Raw genomic sequence first — 26245 nt, 5'->3', positions numbered from 1 at the left:
CCATGGTTATTTTAGTGTGCTGACTGACTTCATACTTTACTTATATTGATATTGAACAACGGTGGTAAATATTCCATTACCTGTATAATTCCGGAACTGTACCGAAGACCCAAAATGCGCCTTAAGCCGTTGCCTTACATTGTCCTGCGCAATACCATGTCCTTCCCTTGGTTTTATTTTATCATCCCGTGTAAGCGGATTGGTAATGACTACAGTGACCTGATTGTGCAATATTTCGACCAATATGGCTATCTTAGCGCCAGTTATTTTTTTTTCAATCCCATGGAAAATACTATTTTCAACCAGCGGCTGTAAAGTCAGCAAGGGAATAGTGACCTGACTGAGCAGCTCCGGTTGCTGAATATTCCACTCCACCACCAGCCGATCTCCCAACCGGATTTGCTCAATCGCGATATATTGCCGGCACAGCTGTATTTCCTCCGCCAGGCTGACCAGTTTTAATTGCTGAAAACTGGCCCTGAACAGCCGGGAAAGATCAATCAGCATCTGTTCTGCCCTGTCCGGCGCAATACTGATCAGACTGACCACGCTGTTCAGACTATTGAACAGAAAATGGGGATGAATACGTGCCTGCATGGCCTGAATGCGGGCATTCAGCTCACTGTTCTGCTGTATGGCCCATTGTTCCCGCATATAAAGATAACGCAGGCAGAACGCCCCCAGCAAAACACCATAACTCAAATGCAGCACCAGCTGATGACTCAGATCTGACCAGGATAAATGCTGCACCGAGAAATAACGACCCCAGTACGTCAGCGCATTTAAAACCACCGTGGTCAGCAATACAATCAGTTGCAGCAAACAAAAGCTGATGATCATGGTCTGCATGGCATTCAATTTTTGCAGCGGTTTATGGCATACATCCATCATTGCGGCAAAGGCAAGCAGAATCCAATTAATGTATAAAATATACTGCAGGACATGACTAAACTGCAGATTTGACCATGACTGGGCTTCAGCCAATGCCAGCAATAACGCCAGCACATTACTGGCAATAAACAATTCAATTAAATATTGCCAGTGACCAATTTTTCTAAAAAACCAGGAATGCTGAAAAGCCCGGGGATGATTTGCGGTAGAATCAGCACTCCGGGATTCAGCAAGTGAATCTGAATTTGTTATACTGTTCTTAAATCGACTGCTTTTTATTTTACTGAGCCCACATGACCACATCTTCTCATTCCTCAAATCCATCACAGACCCAGACTTCGGGTATGTGGGGTGGACGTTTTTCTGAAGCGACTGACGCCTTTGTTGCTGAATTTACAGCATCTGTACAATTTGACCAGCGTTTTTACAAACAGGATATTGCAGGTTCAATCGCCCACGCAACCATGCTGGCGAAAGTGGGCGTCCTGACTGAACAGGAGCGGGATGTCATTATTCATGGCTTAAACACCATTCAGCAGGAAATTGAAGCAGGCAGCTTCCAGTGGAGCATTGAACTGGAAGATGTCCACATGAACATTGAGTCACGCCTGACTCAGCGCATTGGCATTACCGGGAAGAAACTGCATACCGGCCGTAGCCGCAATGACCAGGTGGCAACCGATATCCGCCTGTATGTGCGCGATGAAATTGATGCCATCCTGACCTTACTGCAAAAATTACAAAAAGGCATTCTGAGCCTGGCCGCAAAAAACACCCACACCATCATGCCGGGCTTTACCCATTTACAGACTGCGCAGCCGGTGACCTTCGGACACCACCTGATGGCATGGTTTGAAATGCTGGTCCGTGACTCAGAGCGCCTGATAGACTGCCGCAAACGGGTCAATCGCATGCCGCTCGGTTCAGCGGCACTGGCAGGCACCACCTATCCGATTGATCGTGCTTATACTGCTGAACTACTGGGTTTTGAAGCCGTGGCCGAAAACTCACTGGATGCAGTCTCTGACCGCGACTTTGCCATTGAATTCAGTGCCGCTGCATCGCTGATCATGATGCACCTGTCCCGCATGTCAGAAGAAATGATTCTGTGGACCTCAGCACAGTTTAAATTTATCAGTATTCCTGACCGCTTCTGTACCGGTTCTTCCATCATGCCGCAAAAGAAAAACCCGGACGTGCCGGAGTTAATCCGTGGCAAGACCGGACGCGTCTATGGCGATCTGGTCAGCCTGCTGACCCTGATGAAAGGACAACCCCTGGCCTATAACAAGGACAACCAGGAAGATAAGGAACCCTTATTTGATGCCATTGACACCCTGCGCGGTTCCCTGATGGCTTTTGCCGACATGATCCCGGCATTGGTACCCAATATTGAAAGCATGCGTGAAGCCGCACTGCGTGGTTTCTCAACTGCCACCGACCTGGCCGATTACCTGGTCAAAAATGGTGTGGCGTTTCGTGATGCACATGAGATTGTCGGTAAGGCTGTTGCTCTGGGGGTCCAGGAAGACAAGGATCTGTCTGAACTGAGCCTGCAGCAATTACAGCAATTTTCTGATCTGATTGCTGCGGATGTCTTTGAAAAAGCCCTGACCCTGGAAGCATCGGTCAATGCACGTGATCATATTGGCGGTACTGCGCCGACACAGGTTGCAGCTGCGATTGAACGCGCGCATATCCGTCTTGAAAAACTATACGCTTAAGGAGCTCTGATATGTCCCGACAGGTTTTTTGCCGTAAATATCAAAAAGAAATGGAAGGCCTGGAATTTGCCCCGTTCCCGGGTACAAAAGGTGATGAGTTATTTCATTCGGTTTCCAGACAAGCATGGCAGGAATGGTTACAGCACCAGACCACACTGATTAATGAAAAACGTCTGAACGTGTTTGAACCCGAAGCCAAAAAATTTCTGGAAGAACAGCGTGAAAAATTTTTCAGCAATGATGACAGTGTTGAAAAAGCTGAAGGCTGGAAACCTGAGGCATAATTCGCACATATAAAGCGCATAAACAGGGAAACCAGATAGAGCATTCAGGTCCCTGTCATGCTGTAACCACCCGGGATGATTGCATATTACCATTACAAAATCGGGGGGAATTCCAATAAAACGATTATTCATATGAAAATTACATAATTTTTCGGCTGTTTTTAAATCAATCAAGCACCTTATGCTTTTGGGCCAATTTCTCAAAAAATAGCACATATGCTACTGATAATTAAATATTAAAATAAAAGATATATATCCAGAGACCAATACCATATTTACACAGAAGCATAGATCGTTACACAGCGTCACAAGACTGGTAGTGAAACTTACGTTATTTTTGATTATATTAAACACATCACAAATAATTATGTTTGTGTAATGTATAACTCTTTCTTTCATTTGCTGATTTTTCAGTTTTCCTTCCTGAATTTCCCCCAAAATTCAGGAATTTTTTTGTCTGATCAAAACCACTTTACAATAAATAAATAAATGGCCATCATCGCCGGTAAATCAGCTGCTGCATAAAAAGCCCTGCTGCAGCAGGGCTTTAAAAATAATAAACAGGCCAATTATTTCTGCTGAACTTTTTCTTCAATTTCTTCCACACTGGTGTGTCGGACATCCAAGCCTTTTGCCATATAAATGACCTGTTCAGAAATATTACGGGCATGATCTCCAATACGCTCAAGAGAACGCAATACCCACATCACATTAATTACCTGGGTAATATGCCGCGGATCTTCAATCATATATGTCATCAGCGCCCGGGTTGCCGACTGATATTCACGGTCAATATCTGCATCTGCCAACAGGACCTTAAGCGCCTGCTCCGCATCAACACGGGCAAAGGCATCCAGCGCATCATGGATCATGACCCGGACCTGGTTGCCAATGTGTCGGGTTTCCATGTAACCCCGTGGGGATTCACCTTCTTCAGATAAGGTCTGTGCAATTCTTGCAATTTTCGCAGCTTCATCACCAATACGTTCCAGATCGGTATTGGCCTTACTCATGGCGAGCACCATCCGCAGATCAATGGCCGCAGGGTGACGGCGTGCCAGAATCAGGGTAATGGCTTCATCAATTTCACGTTCATAGGTATTAACCGTATTGTCCTGGAACTGCACATCAATTGCCATATTGGCATTGGCATCCAATAAGGCATGAATCGCATTGGCGACCTGTTGCTCAACCAATCCACCCATTGTCATAAATCTGGTATTTACATCCTGTAAATCCTCATTGAACTGAGAAGAAATATGATGGTTCAGCACAGGGTTATTTGGATTCAAGGTCGTTTCTCCACATATACGCCACATATGTCACAATAAAGAAATAAATATTTTAATTTTAATCAGGCGGTATATATTAAAACACAAAATGTATGAAATTATTATGACAATTGCATAAAATCCAGCCATTACTTCTGCACCAGCCATTCATTCATATTTTTAAATTCCTGTTCATCAAGCTGTCCAACCGAAGCTTTCAGCCGCAATACATTCAACACATAATCATATTGCGCATTGACAAAATCCTGCCGGGCTGAAAAGGCATTCCTCTGTGCCAGCAAGACATCCACCATGCTTTTCAGGCCTTCATCATACTGCGCCCTGGATGCACGGGACACCAGTTCAGCCGACGTCATTGCGGTTTTTCTGGCCTGCAGCGTCGCCTGATCCATTTCCACCTGTAAAAATGATTTTTTGACATCGGTTTTCGCTTTGCGAATGGTGGCATCCAGCTGGGCATCAGCTTTTTTGACATTGATTGTCGACTTTTGAATACTTTTACGGGTCTGTCCGCCATTAAACAGATTCCAGTCCATTTCCACACCAATCTGATCAAACTGACCGTCACTGGTGATCAGCGTTGCCGGTGTCTGTTTATTATAACCATAGCTCGCAACGGCATTCACCTGCGGATAAAGGGACGCTTTTTCCACACGCCGCTGATCATCAGCATACTGCCGCTGCAAACGGGCCTGTATCACTTCCAGATTATGACTCTGCGCCAGTGCACTCCATTCATCCAGTGAAACCGGCACGGGTTTCTGATATTGAAAATCATCCCTTAACACCGCCAGCGGCCCCTGCCAGGGCCCGGTCAGCTGAGTCAGCTGTTCCTGTGCAAGCAGCAGCTGAACGCCTGTTGCCATACGACTGGCCCGGGCATTCTGATACTGTGCGTCCGCCTCACTGACATCACTTCGGGCAACCAATCCTTCACGCAGTTTGGCATTCATCATCTGCAGCTGTTCAGACAGTGCTTTTTCTTCCTGTGTGCTGGTTACCGTCAGTGCCTGCTGCCTGAGTACATTAAAATAGGCTTCTGCCACACTCAGCATATGTTGCTGCTGTTGCAGCTTCAGTGTCACTTCGCTCAGCTGGACTGAGGTTTTGACTTGTTTATAGCCCTGCCATGCATCCATTCTGAATAAGGGTTGCCGCGCAGTAACTGCAATCTGACGCACTGTGGATGCCGAAGTCATTAAAAAACCATCGGAATTGAACCATTGCTGATCTTCCAGCCATGGCAGGGACAGCTGATTGATGTCCTGACGTCTGTGCGTAATATTGCCGGATAATCCCACCGTTGGCAGCAAGGCACCTCTTGCAATACCCAGATTGAGCTGGTCTGCCTGGTACTGGTAAACACTGGCTTGCCAGCCAGGATCAGTATCCCTGGCCAGCTGGTAGGCCTGCACCAGATCCATGGCATGACACAATGGACTGAACGCCAATAAATTTATGATAAGACATGCTTTTTTGTTCATTTTATTGCTTACACTATTTTAAAGCCGCAACAATGGATGCATGTGATCATAAAGATATTCACACGGCTCAGGGTATATTTTTATTACTTTTTCAGATGAAAATATGTGTTCAAAATAACAATACCACAACGGACCAGCCTTTTTTCAGGCCGATGTACTGCGGCTTACTTATTTGCCCTACAAAACTACAAATTATTTCATTTGTTTAGACCAAATTAAGCAAAAATAAAATCAGTAAATTCCCTGCTTTTTATATTGATATTCAACTCTGACCATAAAATGAATTTTCTTTTTAGAAACCAAATACGCAACATCTGGTTCCTGCTTTTACTGATTAATTGCGGTCTGCTGGCAGCCTGCCAGAAACCTGCACCTGAGATTATCCAGGAATCAGAACATGCCCACTCCGAGGCGAATATCGCACCAGATTTAACCACACTCTGTCAGAACCTGAAAAAGGAAATGCAGGAAATCAATAATCAGCGTACCACCCTTGCCATTGAACAGATGAATCAGGACCTGCGTCTGTGTTTACCCTTGACTGATTTCCCTGAACAAAAACAATTAATGAAACTGGCAGATCAGATGTATGCACAATTTTTAAAAGTTGACCGCACACCGCTTCAACAACAGCTTTTTGAAAGCTATGCCGTGGAACAATATCAATATCCCACCATTCAACAGCACCATTTTGAACAATTGCATATTCGTGACCAATACCTGATCCGGCACAAGGGGCAAGCCTATGTCGAGCTATTGCCCTATGCGGTAAAAGGCCATATCAATTACCGCAGAAACCCGCAATATCTGGTGAAAATCTTTGCACCCTACCTGCCGCATGTTGAAGCTGAATTTATCGAAGAACTCGCACAGCAGAACACTCAGCCGTTCTGGAACGACAATAAACTGGTGATTAGCCCTGAAGAAATTGCCCGCAGAGCGCTGTTCTGGGAAAATTACTACCGGGACTATCCGTCCAGTTCATATCGTAACGATGCCCGCTACCTGGCAGAGGTTTATGCTGCATTGCTGTTTAAGGGTTTGCCTGAATCAATGGTTTCAGAAGATTATGACGGTCGTGAAAATATCCAGCCGGCCTCACTGGCTGTCATCAAAAATATTGCCCGGCAAAAAAACAGCGACCTGGCGGATCAGGCCCGTAAATTCATAAAATTCATCGCACTCAGTCCGGATCAGCGACAGAAACTGATCCCGATCGAATCTGACAATCTGTCGGGGAAACCGCGTCAGACCGTACTGCTGCAATTAAACCAGTATCTGAACCTGAAAAATGTCGATACGGAATCCCTGAGAAAGCGGGATTGTTTCAGTGATGCAATCTGTCATGACCGCAGCACCTCAGGCTGATTGCTTATCCAACGCCCGGAAATTGCCATCAAGTACCTGATTTTGGCTGCCGCCTGTGCTAATATCATGCGCATAGCTTGACGGAGCGCGAGTAATGCGTCGCTGAGACTGTATCAGTTCCTCACACTGCCTGAAGGAACTTAAATACAGGTACCGTTGAACCTGATCAGGTTAAAACCTGCGTAGGAATCAAGCCATCTGAAAACTGAAGCCCGTCATTTGTCTGTTTGCCCGGACAACATAAATCTGCCACGTTTTTGGTCATGCTTGATTCGTTGATGTCATTCATAAGGATCATAACAATGAGCCAGTTAACGAATCTGTCACCTGCCGATCAGTCTGCTCAGCATGAGCAGGACGCCAGGGATCTCACCCGAATTTTACCGGCTTCATCAAAAGTCTATATTCAGGGCTCACGTCCGGACATTCAGGTTCCTATGCGTGAAATCGCCCTGACCGATACACCAACAGGCCTGGGCGGTGAATATAACCCACCGGTCATGGTGTACGACACTTCAGGGGTATATACCGACCCCAGTGTTGAAATTGATCTGAACAAAGGCCTGCCCAGCGTCCGTGAAACATGGATTGAGCAGCGCAATGATACCGAACGACTGGAAACGCTGACCTCTGCATTCGGACAGGAGCGCCTGCGGGATATCCGTACCGCCGGAATTCGTTTTGCACACATTCAGAAACCACGCCGCGCCAGAGCCGGCAAAAATGTAACCCAGATGCATTATGCCAGACAGGGCATCATCACCCCTGAGATGGAATATATTGCAATCCGTGAAAATCAGCGGCAGCGTGAAGGAACTGACATGCGCCAGCATGCCGGACAGAATTTCGGCGCAAAAAACCTGATGCAGATTACCCCTGAATTTGTCCGTCAGGAAGTGGCAGAAGGCCGGGCCATCATTCCTGCCAACATCAACCATCCTGAAATTGAACCGATGATTATTGGCCGGAATTTCCTGGTCAAGATCAATGCCAATATTGGCAACTCAGCACTCGGCTCCAGCATTGATGAAGAAGTTGCAAAAATGACCTGGGCGACCCGCTGGGGTGCAGACACCATCATGGATTTGTCCACCGGGAAGAATATCCATGAAACCCGTGAATGGATTATCCGCAATTCACCGGTTCCCATCGGAACAGTACCGATTTATCAGGCACTTGAAAAAGTGGATGGGGTTGCAGAAGACCTGAGCTGGGAAATCTTTAAGGATACGCTGATTGAACAGGCCGAACAGGGTGTGGACTACTTCACCATTCATGCCGGCGTGTTACTGCGTTATGTTCCCATGACGGCTGACCGGCTGACCGGTATTGTGTCACGCGGTGGTTCGATCATGGCTCAGTGGTGCCTGGCACATCACCAGGAAAACTTCCTGTATACACATTTCGATGAAATCTGCGAAATCATGAAAGCCTATGATGTGTCTTTCAGCCTGGGAGATGGCTTACGCCCAGGCTGTATTCAGGATGCCAATGATGAAGCGCAGTTCAGTGAACTGAAAACCCTGGGTGAGCTGACTCACCGAGCCTGGGAGCATGATGTACAGGTCATGATTGAAGGTCCCGGACATGTGCCGATGCATATGATCAAGGAAAATATGGACCTGCAGCTTGAAGTCTGCAAAGAAGCACCTTTTTATACCCTTGGCCCACTGACCACCGATATTGCACCGGGCTATGACCATATTACTTCCGCCATTGGCGCTGCCATGATTGGCTGGTACGGTACTGCCATGCTGTGTTATGTCACTCCCAAGGAACATCTGGGCCTGCCCAATAAAAAAGATGTCAAAGACGGTATTATTACCTACAAAATTGCAGCACATGCCGCCGACCTCGCCAAGGGTCACCCCGGTGCCCAGGCACGTGATAATGCCCTGTCCAAAGCCCGTTTTGAATTCCGCTGGGAAGACCAGTTCAATCTGAGCCTGGATCCGGACACTGCACGCAGCATGCATGATGAAACCATGCCGAAGGAAGCACACAAGTCAGCACATTTCTGTTCCATGTGTGGTCCGAAATTCTGTTCAATGAAAATTACACAGAATGTCCGTGATTATGCACAAAATCAGAAAAATGCCGAGCAGGACAAACAATCCAGCCCAGATGTTGAAGCCGGTATGGAAGCCATGAAAACCGCTTATCAGGAACATGGGCAAAAGCTGTATCACAAAGTTTAAAGATTTTAAAAAATCATTTGTCTTTAACAATTTATCAGTTAGGATGAAATGAATACGTTTCATCCTGACTGACTATGCCTATCAACATCATTCAGCAAGCAACCTATAGTACCGGGGACCTTGAAATTCAATCACGTGAATCTCTTTATAAAGGATTCATTCAGGTGGAAAAAGTCAGTTTGCGTCATCGTTTATTTGAGCAGACCGACTATACCCCCATTATTCAGCGTGAACTGATTCACCGCAAACAGGCGGCCGGTGTCCTCATTTATGATGATCAGCAGCAAAGGTTTGCCCTCATTGAACAGTTCCGCATCGGAGCAATGGATGATGCCACCTCTGCCTGGCAACTGGAGATTATTGCCGGTGTGCTGGATGAAGACGAATCTCCTGAAACCTGTATCAGACGTGAAAGCCTGGAAGAATCAGGTTATGAAATTACTGAATTACAACATCTTTATAGTTACTATCCTTCCGCAGGTGCCTGCGACGAAATTTTTCATCTTTATGTTGCACCCGTCAGTTTAGCGGCTGAAGGGGGCATTTTCGGCTTGCCTGATGAAGGTGAAAATATCAGGTTGCACATCCTGCAGTATTCGGAGCTGAGTCATTTATTACACAGCGGGCGCCTGCGTAATGCAGCCGTCATTATGGCGCTGCAATGGCTTCAGCAACATTTGACAACACTGGAAAATGGGTCGGGAGGCAGGTATGTCAGTCCATAAGACTCCCGCAGCAACCGATCAGATTCTGATTCAGATTACCGATACGCATTTAATGGATCATCCCGAAGCTGAGTTTGTGCAGATGAATCCTGAACAGACCTTCCATGCCGTCATGCAGGATGTTCACATACGTTATCCACATATCGACAGTATTCTGCATACCGGGGATGTTGCCCAGGTGGCCAGGCCTGAAACCTACCAGCGCTATCAGCAATATATGCAGCAACTGGGCGTCCCGTTTTTCCAGATTCCCGGTAACCATGATGATCCTCAATACTTCCCCTTTCATGTCCCGGAACCCATGCCGGCCGTCATTTCACTGGGGAACTGGCGGATTATTCTGTTAAACAGTGCCGTTAAAGGGAAAATTGATGGCTGGATTCAGACAGAACAGTTACAGCATTTAAAACATCTGCTGCAGACATTGACAGATCAGTTCATTATTGTTGCCTGCCATCATCATCCCTTTGACATGCAGTCACAGTGGATTGATCAGCATAAATTGAAGAACACCACAGAATTTACACAGATTCTGCAACAATTCAGCAATATCAAAGCGGTCATCTGCGGTCATGTACATCAGAACTCCAGTCATATATGGAACGACATCGAGTTTTTATCCACCCCAGCCACCTGTGTACAATTTAAACCGCTGAGCGATGAGTTTGCACTGGATGACATTGCGCCCGGTTACCGTTGCTTACATTTAAAAGCAAATGGTGAGTTTGAAACACAGGTCCATCGTCTTGAAAATTTCAAACAAACGATTCATAAAGAAATTTCCGGTTATTAGCTTTTCATTCCAGGCGTTTTGCATTAAGTTATTTGTCCAGAAGGATGTGTTCAGAACTCAATCAGTGCATGAGTGACTTTCATCTTTGCTGAAAACTCTATATGATGGCGGCCCCCGAGAGTAACATTCAATCGGAAGCGACAAAAACACTTGCATACCACCATATTTTTTGCGTATAGATATACGTATATGATGAGGAATGCCCTATATGGCGAATGATTACGAGAATCAGGTACTGGCAGAACGCACCAGTCCTGTAGACAGCGATAAAATTGTAAAGCGCGTACGTAAAACTAGGCCAAAAACGACGGAAGGTGCTGGAACCACCGCCAGTCTTTTTGGTATTGAGCCTTATCAACCCAAAAAAAATGAAGAATATATGTCCGAGGGACAGCTTGAGCATTTCCGCCAGATTCTGGAAGCCTGGAAAGCAGAGCTGATGTCTGAAGTTGACCGCACCCTGAACACCATGCAGGATGAATCCTCTTCACTGCCCGACGTCAATGACCGTGCCACCCAGGAAGAAGAGTTTGCCATTGAACTGCGCACCCGTGACCGTGAGCGTAAGTTGATCCGCAAGATTGAACAGTCCATTGAAGCCATTAAAAATGATGACTATGGTTTCTGTGAAACCTGCGGTATTGAAATTGGCTTACGTCGCCTGGAAGCACGTCCGACTGCAACTTTATGTATTGACTGCAAAACCCTTGCAGAAATCAAAGAGAAGCAAAACAACGGTTGATGCTGAGCAGCCATGTTCCCCTGACGCCCCTTTTACAGAAGCAAGGGCGTTCAGGACAGGCTTATGTCGGCCGATTTGCGCCATCGCCGACAGGGCCTTTGCATTTTGGCTCATTAGTTACCGCACTGGCCAGTTATTGTGATGCCCGGGCTCACCAGGGTACGTGGTTGGTGCGCATTGAAGATACCGACATCCCCCGCATTTATCCCGGCAGTGAAAGCCATATCCTGCAATGCCTGGATGCTTTTGAGTTTGAACCTGACGGCGACATTATTTTTCAGAAGGACCGGCTTGAGTCCTACCAGGCTGCCATAGCCCGGCTTAAACAACAGGCGCTTGTCTATGCCTGCCAGTGTACCCGCAAACAACTTGGATCGAGTCATATTTATGCAGGAAGCTGCCGGCAGCTGATGCTGCCTTTTGAGCAGCAGGCGATTCGGGTCCGGGTCGGTGACCAGCCGATTTGCTTTACCGACCGCTTACAGGGCAGACATTGTTCCAGCTTAAGTACTGAATTGGGTGACTTTGTACTCAGACGCCGCGATGGCATCATCAGCTATCAACTGGCTGTCGTGGTGGATGATCATTTACAGGGCATCACGGATGTGGTACGTGGTACAGACCTGCTGGACAATACTGAACGTCAGATCTGGCTGGGGCAGTTACTGGGGTATTCAGAACTGCGCTATATGCATTTACCCCTGGCCATGAATGACCAGGGGCAGAAACTGTCCAAACAGAATATGGCCCAGCCACTGGATATTCAGAAAGCGCCTGAACTCTTACAGCAGGCGCTGATTGCACTGGGACAGCCACCGGTTGAACTGGACCGCCCCGCCCGAATGCTTGCTCAGGCTGTGCACCAATGGAATACTGCACTGATTCCCCGCGGCACAGCCATACAGGCCACTTTTCAATAGCACTCAGAAGCTGGATTCTTCCCGGGCTGGATTCGTCTGTTGTGTGGCGGAATCAATTTTTAAAATCAGACTGATCATCACCGCACACATGATCAATGATGAACCTCCATAACTGATGAACGGCAGGGTTAAACCCTTGGTCGGTAACATGCCCATATTCATGCCGGCATTCACCAGAATCTGCAGCAGGAAAATAATACTGATGCCATAGGCCAGATAACCCGCACGCAGATATTGATGTTTCAGGGCACGATGTCCAATCCGGATACAACAGGTCAGCATGACGAAAGACAATAGAAGCACCGTGGTAATCCCAAAGAAACCAAACTCCTCACCCAGAATGGCAAGCATGAAATCCGTATGCGCTTCCGGCAGATAGGACATTTTCTGAATACTGTGTCCCAGGCCAACCCCCATCCATTCGCCCCGACCGAATGCCATCAGTGCATTGGACAACTGATAACCGGCACCCAGTGGATCTGCCCACGGATTAGCGAAGGACATTAACCGTTCAAAACGGTAAGGCTCAAACACAATCAGAAACACAAAGGCGGCAATAATGGCGCCAAATGCAATACCAAACTGAATCAGCGGTGCACCAGCCAGAAAGAAGATCCCCAGCATCATTAATGAAATCACGACCGTGGCACCCAGATCCGGCTCTGCAATAATCAGACCCACGGTAATCAGCATGACTGCACCCAGCCGGATCAGGCCCTTAATGTTATTCCGGACTTCTTCAGCTCTGCGGACCACATAATCCGCCGTAAATATGGCCATCATCACTTTGGCCACTTCGGTTGCCTGTAAGGTAAAGCCACCGATCCGGATCCATCGGGTGGAACCGTTAACCTCTGTTCCCACCACCAGTACCGCCAGTAACAGCACAATGGTGATCAGCCACAGCGGAAAGGTATTTTTAAACCAGATGTTCAGGGAAATCCGATATACAAAAGCCGCAGCCAGTGCTGCAACCACAATGGAAATGGCATGTCTGATCACATAATGAAAAGGTGCTTCATGCATGCGTTCTGCATAAGGCATGGAAGCAGAAGCCACCATAACGGTACCCATGCACAGCAATGAAATAACACAGAAAATCAGCATATTGCGGACTGTAATTTCAGCAGGAAGCTTAGGCATCCACCGATCATAAATCTGATTTATTTTACTGATGGTCGTCTCAGCAAAGCCAGCCATATTCGATTCCTTATGATTCCGCTTAATTTAATTCATTCACATATTCAACAAAATGCTGACCACGCTGTACATAGCCACTGAACATATCAAAACTTGCACAGGCCGGAGACAACAGCACCACATCACTCTCCCGGGCATGCTGCTGACAGAGTTGCACAGCCTGTTTCAGTGAATCAGCATGCAGCAGCATTGCCGCATCCTGAATGGCGGCGGCTATAACCGGGCTATCTTCCCCCATTAATACCACAATGCGGGCATATTTCTGTAAGGAACTGCGTAATGCCGTAAAGTCCTGACCTTTGCCCTGACCACCCAGAATAATTGCCACCCGGCCCTGCTGTGGTTCAATAGCCGCACCCAGACCATCAATTGCTGCCAAGGTTGCTCCAATATTGGTGCCCTTGGAATCATTATAATAGCGAACACCGTGAACATCCCTGATAAATTCACAACGGTGTTCCAGTCCCTTAAAGGTCCGGAGCGTATCCAGCATGGACGGCAACGGCAGGCCAATTGCCTCACCCAGGGCCAGACAGGCCAGTGCATTGGCAATATTATGTGTGCCCTGAATATACATATCCGAACTTTTCAGCAGACGCTCACGTCCCCGTGCCAGCCACATACTGCCGTCATCGGCCCGTAAAACACCATACTGATTCAAATCAGGCGCATTCAGTCCAAAACTCTGCATGGGCGTGGCATCCGGAACCAATGGGCGAGTCAATGAATCATCGCGATTAAACACCACTTTTTTCACACCCTGAAAAATCCGGTGTTTTGCCGAATGATAACCGAACATGTCGCCATGACGGTCCAGGTGATCTTCACTCATATTCAATACAGTCGCCACCTCAGCATTTAAATGCGATGTGGTTTCCAGCTGAAAACTGGACAGTTCCAGAATATAAAGCTCAGGATCATCGCGGGTCAGATCCAGCGCAGGTCGCCCCAGATTACCGCCCACGGCCACTTTACGGCCGGCATCCTTTGCCATCAGCCCCATGAGGGTGGTGACGGTACTTTTTGCATTGGAACCGGTGATGGCAACAATGGGTTTATCCGTTACACGGCGCAGAATCTGAATTTCACTGACCACAGGAATTCCCTGTTGCAGAGCAGCCTGTATGGCCGGTGTTTTAAGATCAAGCCCTGGACTGATGATAATTTCTTCAGCATTCAGCAATAGATCCAGGTCCAGCTGAGCAAAACGGGTAGTGACCTCAGCAGGAATCTGATCGTGCCCTGGAGGCGTATCACGTGAGTCGGTTACAGCGACCCGATAGCCTTTTTCATGCAGGAAATTGACTGCCGCCACGCCTGATATTCCAAGCCCTGCCACCACTTTTAAACCACCACGCTGTATTAACATACTGCTCACCGACACCAATCCCCTGAAACTTGCAAAATGTTAGCACTTTGCTGTTTTAAATGCTTTTTCTGTTTTGGCTTTCTGTGCAGTTTTTTGTGTCAGCGCGTAAAAAAACCGTCATATATGACGGTTTTCTTCAATACGCTACCGGCATGGGAAAAATTATTTCCATTTGACGGCCTGCACCGTCGTTTTCTGTGTACTTTCAGACTCGCTGCTGCTACAGCCACAGCTTCCTCCGCAACCGGCAACCATAGCAGGTTGCAGCCATTTTGCCAGCGCTGTCCAGCCTTTTGCCCGGCAGAATTCAGCCATTCTGAAAAAGACCGAATAAGCCGTCTTTGGCAGCACTTTTTTAAAAACAAAAATTGCACTCCAGCCCACCAGCGCTGCCACAATCAACAGTTCAACCATATCAACCTCCTTCGGCTACCAGCCGAAATAACGTGATGCAATCTGATACGTCAGAAATGATACAAAATAAGCCAGACCAAACAAATAAATGGTCATTCCGGCCACCGTAACCCACGACCCGGTTTCACGCTTTACTGTCGCCAGTGTGGCCAGACAGTGCGGTGCATAAATAAACCACACCAGCAGTGACAACCCCGTTGCCAGTGACCAGCCAAGGTCACCGGTGCTGATCAGCGAGACCAGGCCTTCCGTATTCTCTCCCGCTGCCGACAGCGCATATACCGTACCCAGTGCTGCCACCACTACTTCACGTGCTGCCATCGCCGGAATAAGTGCAATACAGATTTGCCAGTTAAACCCGATCGGTGCAAAAATCGGCTGCATCACATGGCCCATCATCCCGGCAAATGAGTAATCAATATCCGGTAAGGTGGCTCCATCGGGTGGCTGTGGGAACGTACACAGGAACCACAATAAAATGGACAGCGCGAAAATAATCCCGCCCACACGCTTTAAGAAAATTTTAGCGCGATCCAGCAGACCAATCCATACACTTTTAACATCGGGGATCCGATAGCTTGGCAATTCCATCAACAAGGCACGCTGAGACTGATCTTTCTGAAAAAACTTCAGAATAAAAGCCACAATCAGCGCACTGACAATGCCCGCCATATACAAGGCGAACAATACCAGCCCCTGCAGGTTGAAAAGCCCCCACACACTCTGCGATGGAATAAATGCAGCAATCAGCAGGGCATAAACGGGTAAACGTGCTGAACAGGTCATCAATGGTGCAACCAGAATGGTCACCAGTCGGTCCCTCGGATCACTGATACTGCGGGTAGCCATAATACCGGGAACCGCACAGGCAAAACTGGACAGCAGCGGAATGAAAGCCCGGCCACTCAGGCCAGCCTTGAACATCAGTTTGTCCAGCAAAAATGCTGCTCTTGGCAAATACCCCGACTCTTCCAGTACAAGAATGAAAAAGAACAGAATCAAAATCTGTGGCAAAAACACCACTACGCTGCCGGCCCCGGCAATAATGCCGTCCACCACCAGACTGTGCAGCAGCGGTTGCGAGATATATTCGCCAATTGTCTCACCCAGCCATCCAAAAAAGCCGTCGATGCTTTCCATGAAAGGGGCTGCCCAGGCAAATACCGCCTGAAAGACCACAAACATCATCAGCGCCAGGCTGATCAGTCCCATCACCGGATGCAGGAAAATCCGATCGAGAAAATCAGAACGCTTATCTTCCTGGTCAACAAAATGCACCACATCCTTTAAAATCTGATTGACTCTGTCATGACTGAAACCACTTAAACTGACATCACTCAGTGCCATGTCAGGTGTATGAAACCGATCCTGCTCCAGCGCCGCCATCAGATTTTCAATGCCTGAATTACGTACAGCAACCGTTTCCACCACAGGAATTCCCAGGCGCTGTGACAGTTTCTGGGTATTGATCTGCATGCCCCGGCGACGTGCTTCATCCATCATGTTCAGGACCAGTAACACCGGTTTACCCAGGGCAATGACTTCCATCACCAGACCCAGGTGCAACTGTAAATTGGTGGCATCCACCACGCACAGAAATGCATCCTGCCAATTTTCACCCTCAATTTTGCCCTGCACCACATCCCTAGTAATCGCCTCATCCGGGCTGGTGGCATTCAGACTATAAGTACCGGGTAAATCCAGTACACGTACTGCACGTCCCGAAGACAGATTAAACTGACCGACTTTGCGCTCAACCGTCACACCGGCATAGTTTGCGACTTTCTGACGTGTTCCGGTTAAATGATTGAAAAGTGAAGTTTTACCACAGTTAGGATTCCCCACCAGGGCGATACGTAAAGCCTCGCTCATACGGTAGCTCCCTGCATATCCGGATTAATCTCAATTTTTTCAGCTTCGGCCTTTCGTAATGCAAAACGTGTAAAACCAACCTGAATTAAAATCGGGTCACCACCAAAAATACCTTTAGTAATCACCTGAATACGTGTTCCTGGAACAAACCCCAGTGTTTCCAGGCGACTGGCAACAAGATCGGGGTGACCTGAGTTATCATCCAGGTTTCGATTGACCCGGGTAATAATAGCGGTCTGCTTAACTTTTAACTCTGATAGACGCACAGCGACAGACCCTGAAAGTATTCATAAAATATAGTCATTATACATATAAATGAGAATAATTAACAAATAAGGTTGCGTAGCAATAAGTATTCGACTTTGTTCGATTTTTCCTCTACATTTCAACTTATCATCAAATTCCATGCATCCCGGTTCCCTATTATGCTGAATAAAAATCATGCTAAATAAAAAACCACGCATTCCATCTGCGCTGAACATTCCTGAACAGCTGAGTTTTTTGCAGGGTTTTCGTGATTTCCTGGTCGCTCAGACGGTCAGTCCGCATACCCGTAATGCCTATCTGTCAGATCTGATTCAATGCAGTGACTACAGCCCGGTTCCCATGCTGGAATGGCAGCATGCTGATATTTCAGATGTGCTGACTGAACTGACCAAAAGCGGTAAAAGCCCCCGCTCCATTGCCCGGACGCTGTCTGCACTGCGTGCTTTTTTTAAATTTTTACGTGAACAGAAAATCCGCCTGGACAATCCGGTGGCAGCACATAAGACACCCCGACTGGGCAGGGCCCTGCCAAAGGATCTGTCAGAACAGGACGTGGAAGCCCTGATTCAGGCACCGGATTTAAACACAACCCTGGGCTTAAGGGATCGGGCCATGTTTGAAGTGCTTTATGCCTGTGGTCTGCGGGTTTCAGAACTGTTGAATTTACGGCTGGATTTAATGAATCTGAAACAGGGTTATTTAAGAATACTCGGCAAAGGAAATAAGGAACGGCTGGTGCCATTGGGAGAAATGGCCCGGGAATGGGTGGAAAAATATTTAAATGATGCCAGACCGCAGCTATACCACTCCGCTACGGATTATTTATTTTTAACCCGGCAGGGCGGCATTATGAGCCGTCAGAATTTCTGGTACGCCATTAAACGCTATGCCTTGCAGGCCGGTATTCAGACTGAACTTTCACCGCATACGCTCCGCCATGCTTTTGCCACTCATTTACTGAATCACGGTGCGGACTTACGTGTGGTTCAGATGCTGCTGGGGCACAGCGACCTGTCAACCACTCAGATTTACACTCATGTGGCACAGGTCCGCATGCAGCAACTGCATGCAACCCACCATCCACGGGCCTGACAGGCGACCATCGTCTTTGCTGTTGTGCATTAATAATCTATCCGATATAAATAAATATCAGACTTCTTTCATAAGTCATTTTTTATTCAATTGCATGTTCTAAATTCCAGTAATCAAATTGAATCTTAATTCAGGCTTTTTCCTCTGTTCCTGTACCGCCCTGAATGTACGAGAGTAAAAAAGTATCTGTCCCTGGGGTAACGGATTATTCCCTTAACCCTGATGAAAGATGTGCAGGATAATCATGTATAGACAGGAACCTCATACGCATCAGATCCAATATTGATTCTGCTGTTGCCTGGCCCTAAGCTTTTTACATCGCTTTATCAAGTTTTAACGAATAAAGTATTTTTTTTTGTTATGCTTAATTCCCAGAATACTGCTGAAAAATATAAAGAGTTGTTTATGCAATTGACCCGTTCAAAACTAATGCTGGCATGTACCCTGACAACAGGCCTGATATTTTCCGGATGTTCCCAGTCTCAGGATGCCAAAAAAGATGATGGCACGCTGACCGCAACATCACCTGCAACCGGTGAGGCATCCAGCATTACTGAACGTAATGCCCGGCAGAGACTGATTGAGACCCTGCAAAAGAACTTTAAGACAGCCAGTATCACTGCAAAAGTCATTGATGTCAAACCGACAGAAGTTCCCAGTCTGTACTGGGTCAATCTGGAAGGCATGACCTCTGTTTATGCCACCAGTGACGGCAAATATTTAATTCAGGGTGATGTGATCCGCCTGGGGGATAAACAGCTCAGCAGTATTGGTGACAAGCTTCAGGCGACTGAAAATAAAAAACACCTGGCAGCACTGAAAACTGAAGACCTGCTGGTGTATCCAGCCAAAGGCAAAACAAAACATATTGTTTATGTGTTCACTGATGCAAGCTGCCCATACTGTCATAAATTACATGAGCAAATGGCAGACATTAACAGTAAAGGCATCGAGGTCCGCTATATTGCATGGCCACGCGGTGAGCAATTCATGCCGGCCATGGAAAGCATATGGTGCAGCGCTGACCGCCAGACAGCCTTTAATCAGGCAGTTGCCGGCGTGCATCTGCCTCCGGCTCAGTGTAAAAACCCGGTCCGTGACCAGTATCAGCTGGGAGTCAGTATGGGGGTCAATGGTACGCCGGCCATTTACAATGCTGATGGACAATATCTGGGCGGCTATATGACCGCCAGCGATATGATCAGGCATCTTGAAAACAACAGCAAAAATGCAGAATAAACCACTTCCATACCCTGGAGTCCATGGCTTTTATTCGCTATGATCGCATGTTGATCAATTTTTTATTTTTATACAAATGGAGTGTGACGTGAAACCAGTTCGCCTGGCAATACTTGGTCTTGGTACCGTAGGTGGTGGGGCCTTTCAACTACTACAGGAAAACGCTGCTGAGATCAGACGTCGCACTGGCCGTGAAATTCAGATTACTCACGTCGGGACACGCCGTCCCCGCCCGGATTTAAACTTACCTGCAAGCATCAAGCAAAGCGCAGACCTGCTGGATATTGTGCGTCAGCCTGATGTGGATGTGGTGATTGAGGTTATGGGCGGAATCCATCCGGCTTATGAAGTCATTATGGAAGCCATTCAACATGGCAAACAGGTGGTGACAGCCAATAAGGCCCTGCTGGCTGAACATGGCAATGAACTGTTCAAAGCTGCCGATGACCACCATGTCCAGATTGCCTATGAAGCTGCGGTGGCCGGTGGCATTCCAATTATCAAAGTAATTCGGGAAGGCCTGGCTGCCAATAAAATTGAATGGCTGGCTGGCATTATTAACGGTACCGGTAACTTTATTCTGACCGAAATGAGCGAAAAGGGTCGTGCCTTTGATGATGTCCTCAGGGAAGCGCAGCAACTGGGCTATGCAGAAGCAGATCCCACCTTTGATGTTGAAGGAATCGATGCCGCACATAAGCTGACCATTCTTGCCTCCTGTGCATTTGGTATTCCGTTGCAGTTTGACAGGGTCTATACCGAAGGTATCAGCAAAATCACTGCGCAGGATGTCAGATATGCCGCAGAACTGGGCTACAACATTAAACACCTGGGCATTGCACACCGTTCTGCCAAAGGCATTGAACTGCGGGTACATCCAACGCTGATTCCGGAAGATGAGCTGATTGCCAATGTCAATGGCGTTAAAAATGCCGTACTGGTACAGGCCAATGCCGTGGGCCCAACGCTGTACTACGGTGCAGGTGCAGGTGCAGGACCAACTGCTTCTGCTGTGGTTGCCGATGTCGTGGATATCGTCCGTGATATTATTTATACGGAAGATGGTTCAGGCACCATTCCACAGCTGGCCTTTGAAGCACTGACTGATCTGCCGATTCTTGAAAGCGACGAAATGACCACCGGTTATTATCTGCGCCTGAATGCAGAAGATCAGACCGGCGTACTGGCCGATGTGACCACCATTCTGAGCCGTGCCGGCATCAGTATTGACGCCATTATGCAACAACCACGCCTGAAGGATTTAATTCCCATTGTGATTCTGACGGATCCGATTGTCGAATCTACAATGAATGAGGCACTGTCAAAAATTCAGGCCTTACCGGCCATTCATGGCGAAATCGTACGAATTCGTTTAGAATTGCTGGATAACTAACCGGGTTGAGGAGTGAGTGATACTCCTCTGCTGCTCTACTTCATATCTGGAACACCACCATGTCGAATGCCAATCGCTATACAGGACTCGTTGACCGTTACCGGGACCGTTTGCCGGTATCCAAAACCACACATGCAATTTCTCTTCATGAAGGCAATACGCCACTCATTAAACTTGAGAATATTCCGCGTATTATTGGCAAAGACGTTGAGATTTATGTGAAGTATGAAGGTCTGAACCCGACAGGTTCATTTAAGGACCGTGGCATGACCATGGCTGTAACCAAGGCCGTTGAAGAAGGTTCCAGAGCCATTATCTGTGCATCCACTGGTAACACCTCTGCTGCTGCGGCTGCCTATGCAGCACGTGCCGGCATCAAGGCATTTGTATTGATCCCTGAAGGCAAGATTGCCATGGGTAAAATGGCACAGGCCATGATGTATGGTGCAATCACCATGCAGATCCGCGGCAATTTTGATGATGGCATGCGCCTGGTCAAGGAAGTAGCTGATCAGGCCCCTGTGACCATTGTCAACTCCATTAACCCTTATCGTTTACAGGGTCAGAAAACCATTGCCTACGAGATTGTGGAAGCGCTGGGGCGCGCGCCGGATTATCACTGCCTGCCTGTCGGTAATGCGGGGAACATCACGGCACACTGGATGGGTTATACCGAAGCTGTGGCGAATCAGCCCGTGGAAGCATTTGAACCCGTGGTTTATGACGCTGCAACAGATCGGTTTACCGGACCATCACCGGAAGGCCGTCCAGTCATGGTTGGTTATCAGGCCTCCGGTGCTGCACCTTTCCTGCGTGGTGGACCTGTAGACAACCCTGAAACTGTTGCGACTGCAATCCGTATTGGTAACCCACAGAGCTTTAATCATGCCAAAGCCGTAGTTCGTGATTCCAGTGGCTGGTTTGATGAACTTCAGGATGCTGAAATCCTGGAAGCACAACGACTGCTGTCCATGTATGAAGGTGTATTTGTTGAGCCGGCTTCTGCTGCATCCATCGGTGGTGCAATCCGTGATATTAAAGCCGGTAAAATTGCTGAAGGTTCTGTCATTGTCTGCACCGTGACCGGCAATGGTCTGAAAGATCCGGATACCGCAATCAAGCAGTGTGAAGATGCTGTGATGCTGACGATTGATGCCACCATGAATGATGTGAAATCTTCAATTCTGTCCAATATGGCAAAATAAGTTTCATTCATGATGAAAACTTAATACGGAAAATTGAAACAACTTAAAAAAACCTGCTTCGGCAGGTTTTTTATTGTTCCATTCGTATTCGTTCTATTCAGGGCTGTTAATGCCAAAGTTGACGGTTGACCTGCTTCATATTGCATCCGCCTGCATAAAAAAGCCCTGCAATACGCAGGGCTTTTAAATTTCAGGGCTGGACAGGCAAATAACTTAAATACGTTTTGGTAAATTGCTGACCCAGTTTAACAGGTTGGTTGCATCATTGGTACGTGCCTGTGAAGAACTTGCCCCCAGTAACACCACCACGGCCGGACGTGAGTTCACAGTGGTGTGCATTACGACACAACGGCCTGCTTCGTTAATATAACCTGTTTTGGAAATATTGATATTCCAGCCGCCATTACGCACCATTGCGTTGGTATTGTTGGATTTCAGAACACGATAACCCAGGTTGAAGTCATAATGTGCAGTGGTGGAGAACTGACGGATCAGACCATACTGAGATGCGGCACTGACCAGAATCCCCAGGTCACGTGCTGAAGCGACATTACGCGGATCTAGACCGGTGGATTCATAATAATGAGTAGAACTCATCCCCAATTGACGTGCCTTGGCATTCATCGCCGCCACAAACGCAGGACGCCCCCCTGGATAAGTCCGTGCCAATGCAGCCGCTGCCGGATTTTCAGACTTCATTAAGGCAACCAGCAACATTTCAGCACGGTTCATGGTATCGCCGGCTTTTAAGGTTGAACTTGAATTTTTGCCACCAGCACCCGCAAAATCGATTTGCTGCAGGGTAATGTCTTCAGACATATTCAGACGGGCATCCGCCGTGACGACTGCCGTCATCAGTTTGGTAATCGAGGCAATGGGTAAAGCCATGTTGGTATTTTTACTGTACAGCACTTCACCGGTCTTGGCATCCATCACCAATGCTGCACGGGCACTGACCGCCGGCTGGCTGCTATAACCGCTGGTGTCCAGAATATGTACGGTTTTCGGCGCAGTATTTGCTGCAACTGTACCGGATGGGCGAATACTGGTACTCAATGTGGTTGATCCCTGCGGAGAGATCTCACCACTGTCCATTGAATCATCATTTAACAGCTGGCTGGCATCATCAGCCGACCAACCGGAAGAAGCCTGATCTGCGTTCCCTGAGGAATTCATGACAAGTTCTGCAAAACTCGTCGAGCTCAGACTGAGCAGTACTGATAAACTCAGCACATTCATTAACGTTTTTCTGGATTTTTTCACGATAACCTACTCATCTCAGGGAGGTTTAGCAATCTTGCGTCTTACCTCAAATATGACTTACATTTACACGACGTTATGGATAATATGAATTTACGCCATAATTGTGCATGACAATTCTATATATACATGGGAATAGGATGGCCAATTTTGTTATGACATTGCAAGTGAATTTTGCTTTATGTAACAAAAAACATGATATTCAACATACAAAGGAGGTGCAATGTGATTACAGTTTTAGTCGTAGACGACCATGAATTAGTCCGCACCGGAATCTGCAGAATGCTTGAAGACCAGGTGGATGTTCAGGTTATCGGCCAGGCTGAATCCGGCGAAGAAGCCATTGCTCTCGTACGTCAACACCACCCGAATGTTGTGTTACTGGATGTAAATATGCCGGGAATTGGCGGAGTGGAAACCACCCGGCGCTTATTGCAGACTGCACCGGAGACCCGGGTACTTGCCGTCAGTGGCCTGGCAGAAGAGCCCTACCCTTCACTGTTGCTTAAAGCCGGGGCCAGGGGATATATCACCAAAGGCGCGCCCATTTCAGAAATGGTCCGTGCCATTAAAAAAGTCATGCAGGGTGGTAAATACTTCAGCGCCGATATTGCAGAACAACTGGCCAGCTCCTATCTGTCCGACACTCAGACCTCACCTTTTGATGCTTTATCTGAACGTGAAATGCAGGTGGCGCTGATGGTGGTTAATTGTATCAGCGCCCAGGAAATTTCCGACAAACTTTTTGTCAGCGTAAAAACCGTCAATACCTATCGTTATCGTATCTTTGAGAAACTCAGCATTGACAGTGATGTCAAACTGACCCATCTGGCCATCCGTTATGGGCTGATCAAACCCTGAATCATCGCATCTGCTGAGTACGCCCATGTCGCCTGCGGTATCTGTTCCCATCTACCAGACCATTTACCGTCTGGGCACCGTGTACACAATGTATCGTCTGATCATTGTCATCTGCCTGACCCTGATTTTCCTGGTCACGCTGGACGATCAGATGCACCAGCATTCCAGTCTGTATTTCTATGCCTTACTGACTTATGCAATGACCGGCATTATGCAGATGCTGGCACTGAAACTGTATCCTCATGGCATCGCCCGGCAATTTATTGCCATTTTCTGTGTGGATATTGCATTTCTGAGCACACTGACCTTTGCCCACGGCGGACCGGATCTGTCCATTGGTCTGTTATTTGTCATTACAGTGTTCACCGCAAATTTTATGCTGAGCCGCACTCAGGCCTTGCTGATTACACTCATTTCAGTCATCTCGGTCATTTACCAGCAATTTTTCGGCAGCTTTTTTGATCCATCCAGCCTGAATGATATTGGCAACAGCGCCCTGCTGGCTTTTCTGTTTTTTGTGGTTTATGGCATCGGCCAGGTGGCTATCCGGCATTTTCAGATACTGGCCTCGCTGAATACGCATCAGTCCATTGAACTGTTCAAACTGCAGAACATTAACCGCTATATTCTGGAACAGATTGAAATCGGTTATCTGGTATTGGATGAGCAATGCAAAATTGTAGTCAGCAACCCTGCTGCATGTGCCCTGCTGGGCATTTCCCCCCTGTATGGGCACGAGCAGTATCATCTTGCCAGTTTACAGCCGGAGCTGTATCAGAATCTGAAAATGGCCGCACTCAGAGACGGTGAACGTTTTCATATTGAATCCCGGCAATCAACCTATACCGTGGATGTTCAGGTCCAGAAGCTGATTGTTCCCCATCAGGCACTGACATTGCTGATCCTGGAGGATGCCCAGAAAATCAATCAGAAAGTGCAACAGCTGAAACTGGCTGCGCTGGGGCAGCTTTCTGCCAGCATTGCCCATGAAATCCGCAATCCACTGGCCGCCATTGTTCAGGCCAATGAGCTGAATTATGACAGTGATGTGCAACAAAAAATCGTGTTAAACCAGATGATTGGGAAACAGTCACAGCGTATTGATAAAATTATTAAGGACACGTTGGATCTTGCCGGCAATAAAAAAACCCACACCACCCGGATTGACCTGCACCATTTTCTGGAAGACCTGTGTGAGCATGATCTGCATGACGTCAAAGACAAAATACAATTAACGATTAATGTTCACAGCCATATTTATTTTGATGAGTCACAGCTCAGACAGGTACTGGTCAACCTGGTCCGCAATGCCATCCGGCATAATGCTGTTTATGCAACCACGATTGAATTAAATGCTCATCAGACCGAACAGACCCTGTTCATGGATGTGATCGATTTCGGCAATGGCATTGCAAAACAGGATTTATCTCAGTTATTTCAACCATTTTTCAGTACCGAAATGAACGGAACTGGTTTAGGATTGTATCTGTCACACAGTATCTGCGAGGCTAACCAGGCCAGACTGATCTATGTGGAACAAAAACAACAAGGGGCCTGTTTCAGAATCGAGTGCCCACTATAAATCAGATTGAATTTTCCGGGGAAATGGGGTGACAAAACAACCTTTGGTCCTGCTTGTCGATGATGAGCAT

General features: G+C 47.4%; 23 protein-coding genes and 1 riboswitch. Of the genes, 14 read left to right on the top strand and 9 right to left on the bottom strand.

Features of this window, described 5'->3' with window-relative positions:
* Window positions 1-36: 36 nt before the first annotated feature.
* Window positions 37-1194, bottom strand: coding sequence for a sensor histidine kinase (locus tag ACT6PV_RS01235; protein WP_445114713.1), 1158 nt, complete (start codon window positions 1192-1194; stop codon window positions 37-39).
* Between ACT6PV_RS01235 and argH the strand changes: the two genes are divergently transcribed.
* Both argH and ACT6PV_RS01225 read left to right on the top strand, forming a co-directional pair.
* Window positions 1185-2615 (top strand): argininosuccinate lyase, encoded by a 1431-nt coding sequence (gene argH, locus ACT6PV_RS01230; protein WP_445114712.1) that lies wholly within the window; start codon window positions 1185-1187, stop codon window positions 2613-2615. The genes ACT6PV_RS01235 and argH overlap by 10 nt on opposite strands.
* A gap of 11 nt (window positions 2616-2626) precedes the next feature.
* Entirely contained in the window at window positions 2627-2899 is a 273-nt protein-coding gene (locus ACT6PV_RS01225; protein WP_445114711.1) for an oxidative damage protection protein, read from the top strand.
* Between the two features lie 569 nt (window positions 2900-3468).
* Here ACT6PV_RS01225 and phoU read toward each other — a convergent pair.
* Both phoU and ACT6PV_RS01215 read right to left on the bottom strand, forming a co-directional pair.
* Window positions 3469-4191, bottom strand: a complete 723-nt coding sequence (phoU, locus tag ACT6PV_RS01220) for a phosphate signaling complex protein PhoU (RefSeq protein WP_445114710.1) — start codon at window positions 4189-4191, stop codon at window positions 3469-3471.
* A 128-nt stretch (window positions 4192-4319) separates the two neighbouring features.
* Complete coding sequence (locus tag ACT6PV_RS01215) at window positions 4320-5675, bottom strand: TolC family outer membrane protein (protein WP_445114709.1); 1356 nt, start codon at window positions 5673-5675, stop codon at window positions 4320-4322.
* A 279-nt stretch (window positions 5676-5954) separates the two neighbouring features.
* Between ACT6PV_RS01215 and ACT6PV_RS01210 the strand changes: the two genes are divergently transcribed.
* From ACT6PV_RS01210 to gluQRS, 6 genes are all read left to right on the top strand, one after another.
* Window positions 5955-7043 (top strand): hypothetical protein, encoded by a 1089-nt coding sequence (locus ACT6PV_RS01210; protein WP_445114708.1) that lies wholly within the window; start codon window positions 5955-5957, stop codon window positions 7041-7043.
* A gap of 71 nt (window positions 7044-7114) precedes the next feature.
* A riboswitch (TPP riboswitch) is annotated at window positions 7115-7249 on the top strand.
* A gap of 96 nt (window positions 7250-7345) precedes the next feature.
* The gene (gene thiC / locus ACT6PV_RS01205) at window positions 7346-9241 is read left to right on the top strand and encodes a phosphomethylpyrimidine synthase ThiC (protein ID WP_445114707.1); all 1896 of its coding nucleotides are present in this window, start codon (window positions 7346-7348) and stop codon (window positions 9239-9241) included.
* 74 nt (window positions 9242-9315) lie between these two features.
* On the top strand, window positions 9316-9966 hold the full coding sequence (locus ACT6PV_RS01200) for an NUDIX domain-containing protein (protein ID WP_445114706.1): 651 nt from the start codon (window positions 9316-9318) through the stop codon (window positions 9964-9966).
* Window positions 9953-10759 carry a 3',5'-cyclic-AMP phosphodiesterase gene (cpdA, locus tag ACT6PV_RS01195; protein WP_445114705.1) on the top strand — a complete coding sequence of 269 codons (807 nt, stop codon included), beginning with the start codon at window positions 9953-9955 and terminating at the stop codon, window positions 10757-10759. Before ACT6PV_RS01200 ends, cpdA begins: the two co-directional genes overlap by 14 nt.
* 208 nt (window positions 10760-10967) lie before the next feature.
* Entirely contained in the window at window positions 10968-11501 is a 534-nt protein-coding gene (dksA, locus tag ACT6PV_RS01190; RefSeq protein WP_445114704.1) for an RNA polymerase-binding protein DksA, read from the top strand.
* Window positions 11501-12421, top strand: coding sequence for a tRNA glutamyl-Q(34) synthetase GluQRS (gene gluQRS / locus ACT6PV_RS01185; RefSeq protein ID WP_445114703.1), 921 nt, complete (start codon window positions 11501-11503; stop codon window positions 12419-12421). Before dksA ends, gluQRS begins: the two co-directional genes overlap by 1 nt.
* Before the next feature lie 3 nt (window positions 12422-12424).
* Here gluQRS and ftsW read toward each other — a convergent pair whose 3' ends face one another.
* From ftsW to ACT6PV_RS01160, 5 genes are all read right to left on the bottom strand, one after another.
* Window positions 12425-13621 carry a putative lipid II flippase FtsW gene (gene ftsW, locus ACT6PV_RS01180; RefSeq protein WP_445114702.1) on the bottom strand — a complete coding sequence of 399 codons (1197 nt, stop codon included), beginning with the start codon at window positions 13619-13621 and terminating at the stop codon, window positions 12425-12427.
* 22 nt (window positions 13622-13643) lie between these two features.
* Complete coding sequence (murD, locus tag ACT6PV_RS01175) at window positions 13644-14990, bottom strand: UDP-N-acetylmuramoyl-L-alanine--D-glutamate ligase (protein WP_445116983.1); 1347 nt, start codon at window positions 14988-14990, stop codon at window positions 13644-13646.
* 162 nt (window positions 14991-15152) lie between these two features.
* Complete coding sequence (locus tag ACT6PV_RS01170; protein WP_445114701.1) at window positions 15153-15404, bottom strand: DUF6587 family protein; 252 nt, start codon at window positions 15402-15404, stop codon at window positions 15153-15155.
* A 15-nt stretch (window positions 15405-15419) separates the two neighbouring features.
* Window positions 15420-17276 carry a ferrous iron transport protein B gene (gene feoB, locus ACT6PV_RS01165; RefSeq protein ID WP_445114700.1) on the bottom strand — a complete coding sequence of 619 codons (1857 nt, stop codon included), beginning with the start codon at window positions 17274-17276 and terminating at the stop codon, window positions 15420-15422.
* Window positions 17273-17542, bottom strand: coding sequence for a FeoA family protein (locus tag ACT6PV_RS01160; RefSeq protein WP_445114699.1), 270 nt, complete (start codon window positions 17540-17542; stop codon window positions 17273-17275). The genes feoB and ACT6PV_RS01160 overlap by 4 nt, the downstream gene beginning before the upstream one ends.
* A gap of 175 nt (window positions 17543-17717) precedes the next feature.
* Here ACT6PV_RS01160 and xerD point away from each other — a divergent pair, with 175 nt between their 5' ends.
* The 4 genes from xerD to thrC all read left to right on the top strand — a co-directional run bounded on the left by xerD (window position 17718) and on the right by thrC (window position 22472).
* Window positions 17718-18635 carry a site-specific tyrosine recombinase XerD gene (xerD, locus tag ACT6PV_RS01155; protein ID WP_445114698.1) on the top strand — a complete coding sequence of 306 codons (918 nt, stop codon included), beginning with the start codon at window positions 17718-17720 and terminating at the stop codon, window positions 18633-18635.
* A gap of 405 nt (window positions 18636-19040) precedes the next feature.
* Complete coding sequence (locus tag ACT6PV_RS01150) at window positions 19041-19874, top strand: DsbC family protein (protein WP_445116982.1); 834 nt, start codon at window positions 19041-19043, stop codon at window positions 19872-19874.
* Window positions 19875-19962: 88 nt separating this feature from the next.
* Window positions 19963-21267 (top strand): homoserine dehydrogenase, encoded by a 1305-nt coding sequence (locus tag ACT6PV_RS01145; RefSeq protein WP_445114697.1) that lies wholly within the window; start codon window positions 19963-19965, stop codon window positions 21265-21267.
* Between the two features lie 59 nt (window positions 21268-21326).
* On the top strand, window positions 21327-22472 hold the full coding sequence (thrC, locus tag ACT6PV_RS01140; RefSeq protein WP_445114696.1) for a threonine synthase: 1146 nt from the start codon (window positions 21327-21329) through the stop codon (window positions 22470-22472).
* Between the two features lie 213 nt (window positions 22473-22685).
* Here thrC and pbpG read toward each other — a convergent pair whose 3' ends face one another.
* Window positions 22686-23735 (bottom strand): D-alanyl-D-alanine endopeptidase PBP7/8, encoded by a 1050-nt coding sequence (gene pbpG, locus ACT6PV_RS01135; RefSeq protein ID WP_445114695.1) that lies wholly within the window; start codon window positions 23733-23735, stop codon window positions 22686-22688.
* 222 nt (window positions 23736-23957) lie between these two features.
* On the opposite strand from pbpG, the gene gacA reads away from it, so the two are divergent.
* Complete coding sequence (gene gacA, locus ACT6PV_RS01130) at window positions 23958-24593, top strand: response regulator transcription factor GacA (protein ID WP_445114694.1); 636 nt, start codon at window positions 23958-23960, stop codon at window positions 24591-24593.
* A gap of 25 nt (window positions 24594-24618) precedes the next feature.
* Entirely contained in the window at window positions 24619-26175 is a 1557-nt protein-coding gene (locus ACT6PV_RS01125; protein ID WP_445114693.1) for a sensor histidine kinase, read from the top strand.
* The last annotated feature ends 70 nt before the right edge of the window (window positions 26176-26245 follow it).

The sequence above is a fragment of the Acinetobacter sp. WZC-1 genome, assembly GCF_052544965.1.
Note: the sequence above shows the minus strand (reverse complement) of the source record. Positions and strands in the feature narration are given on the sequence as shown.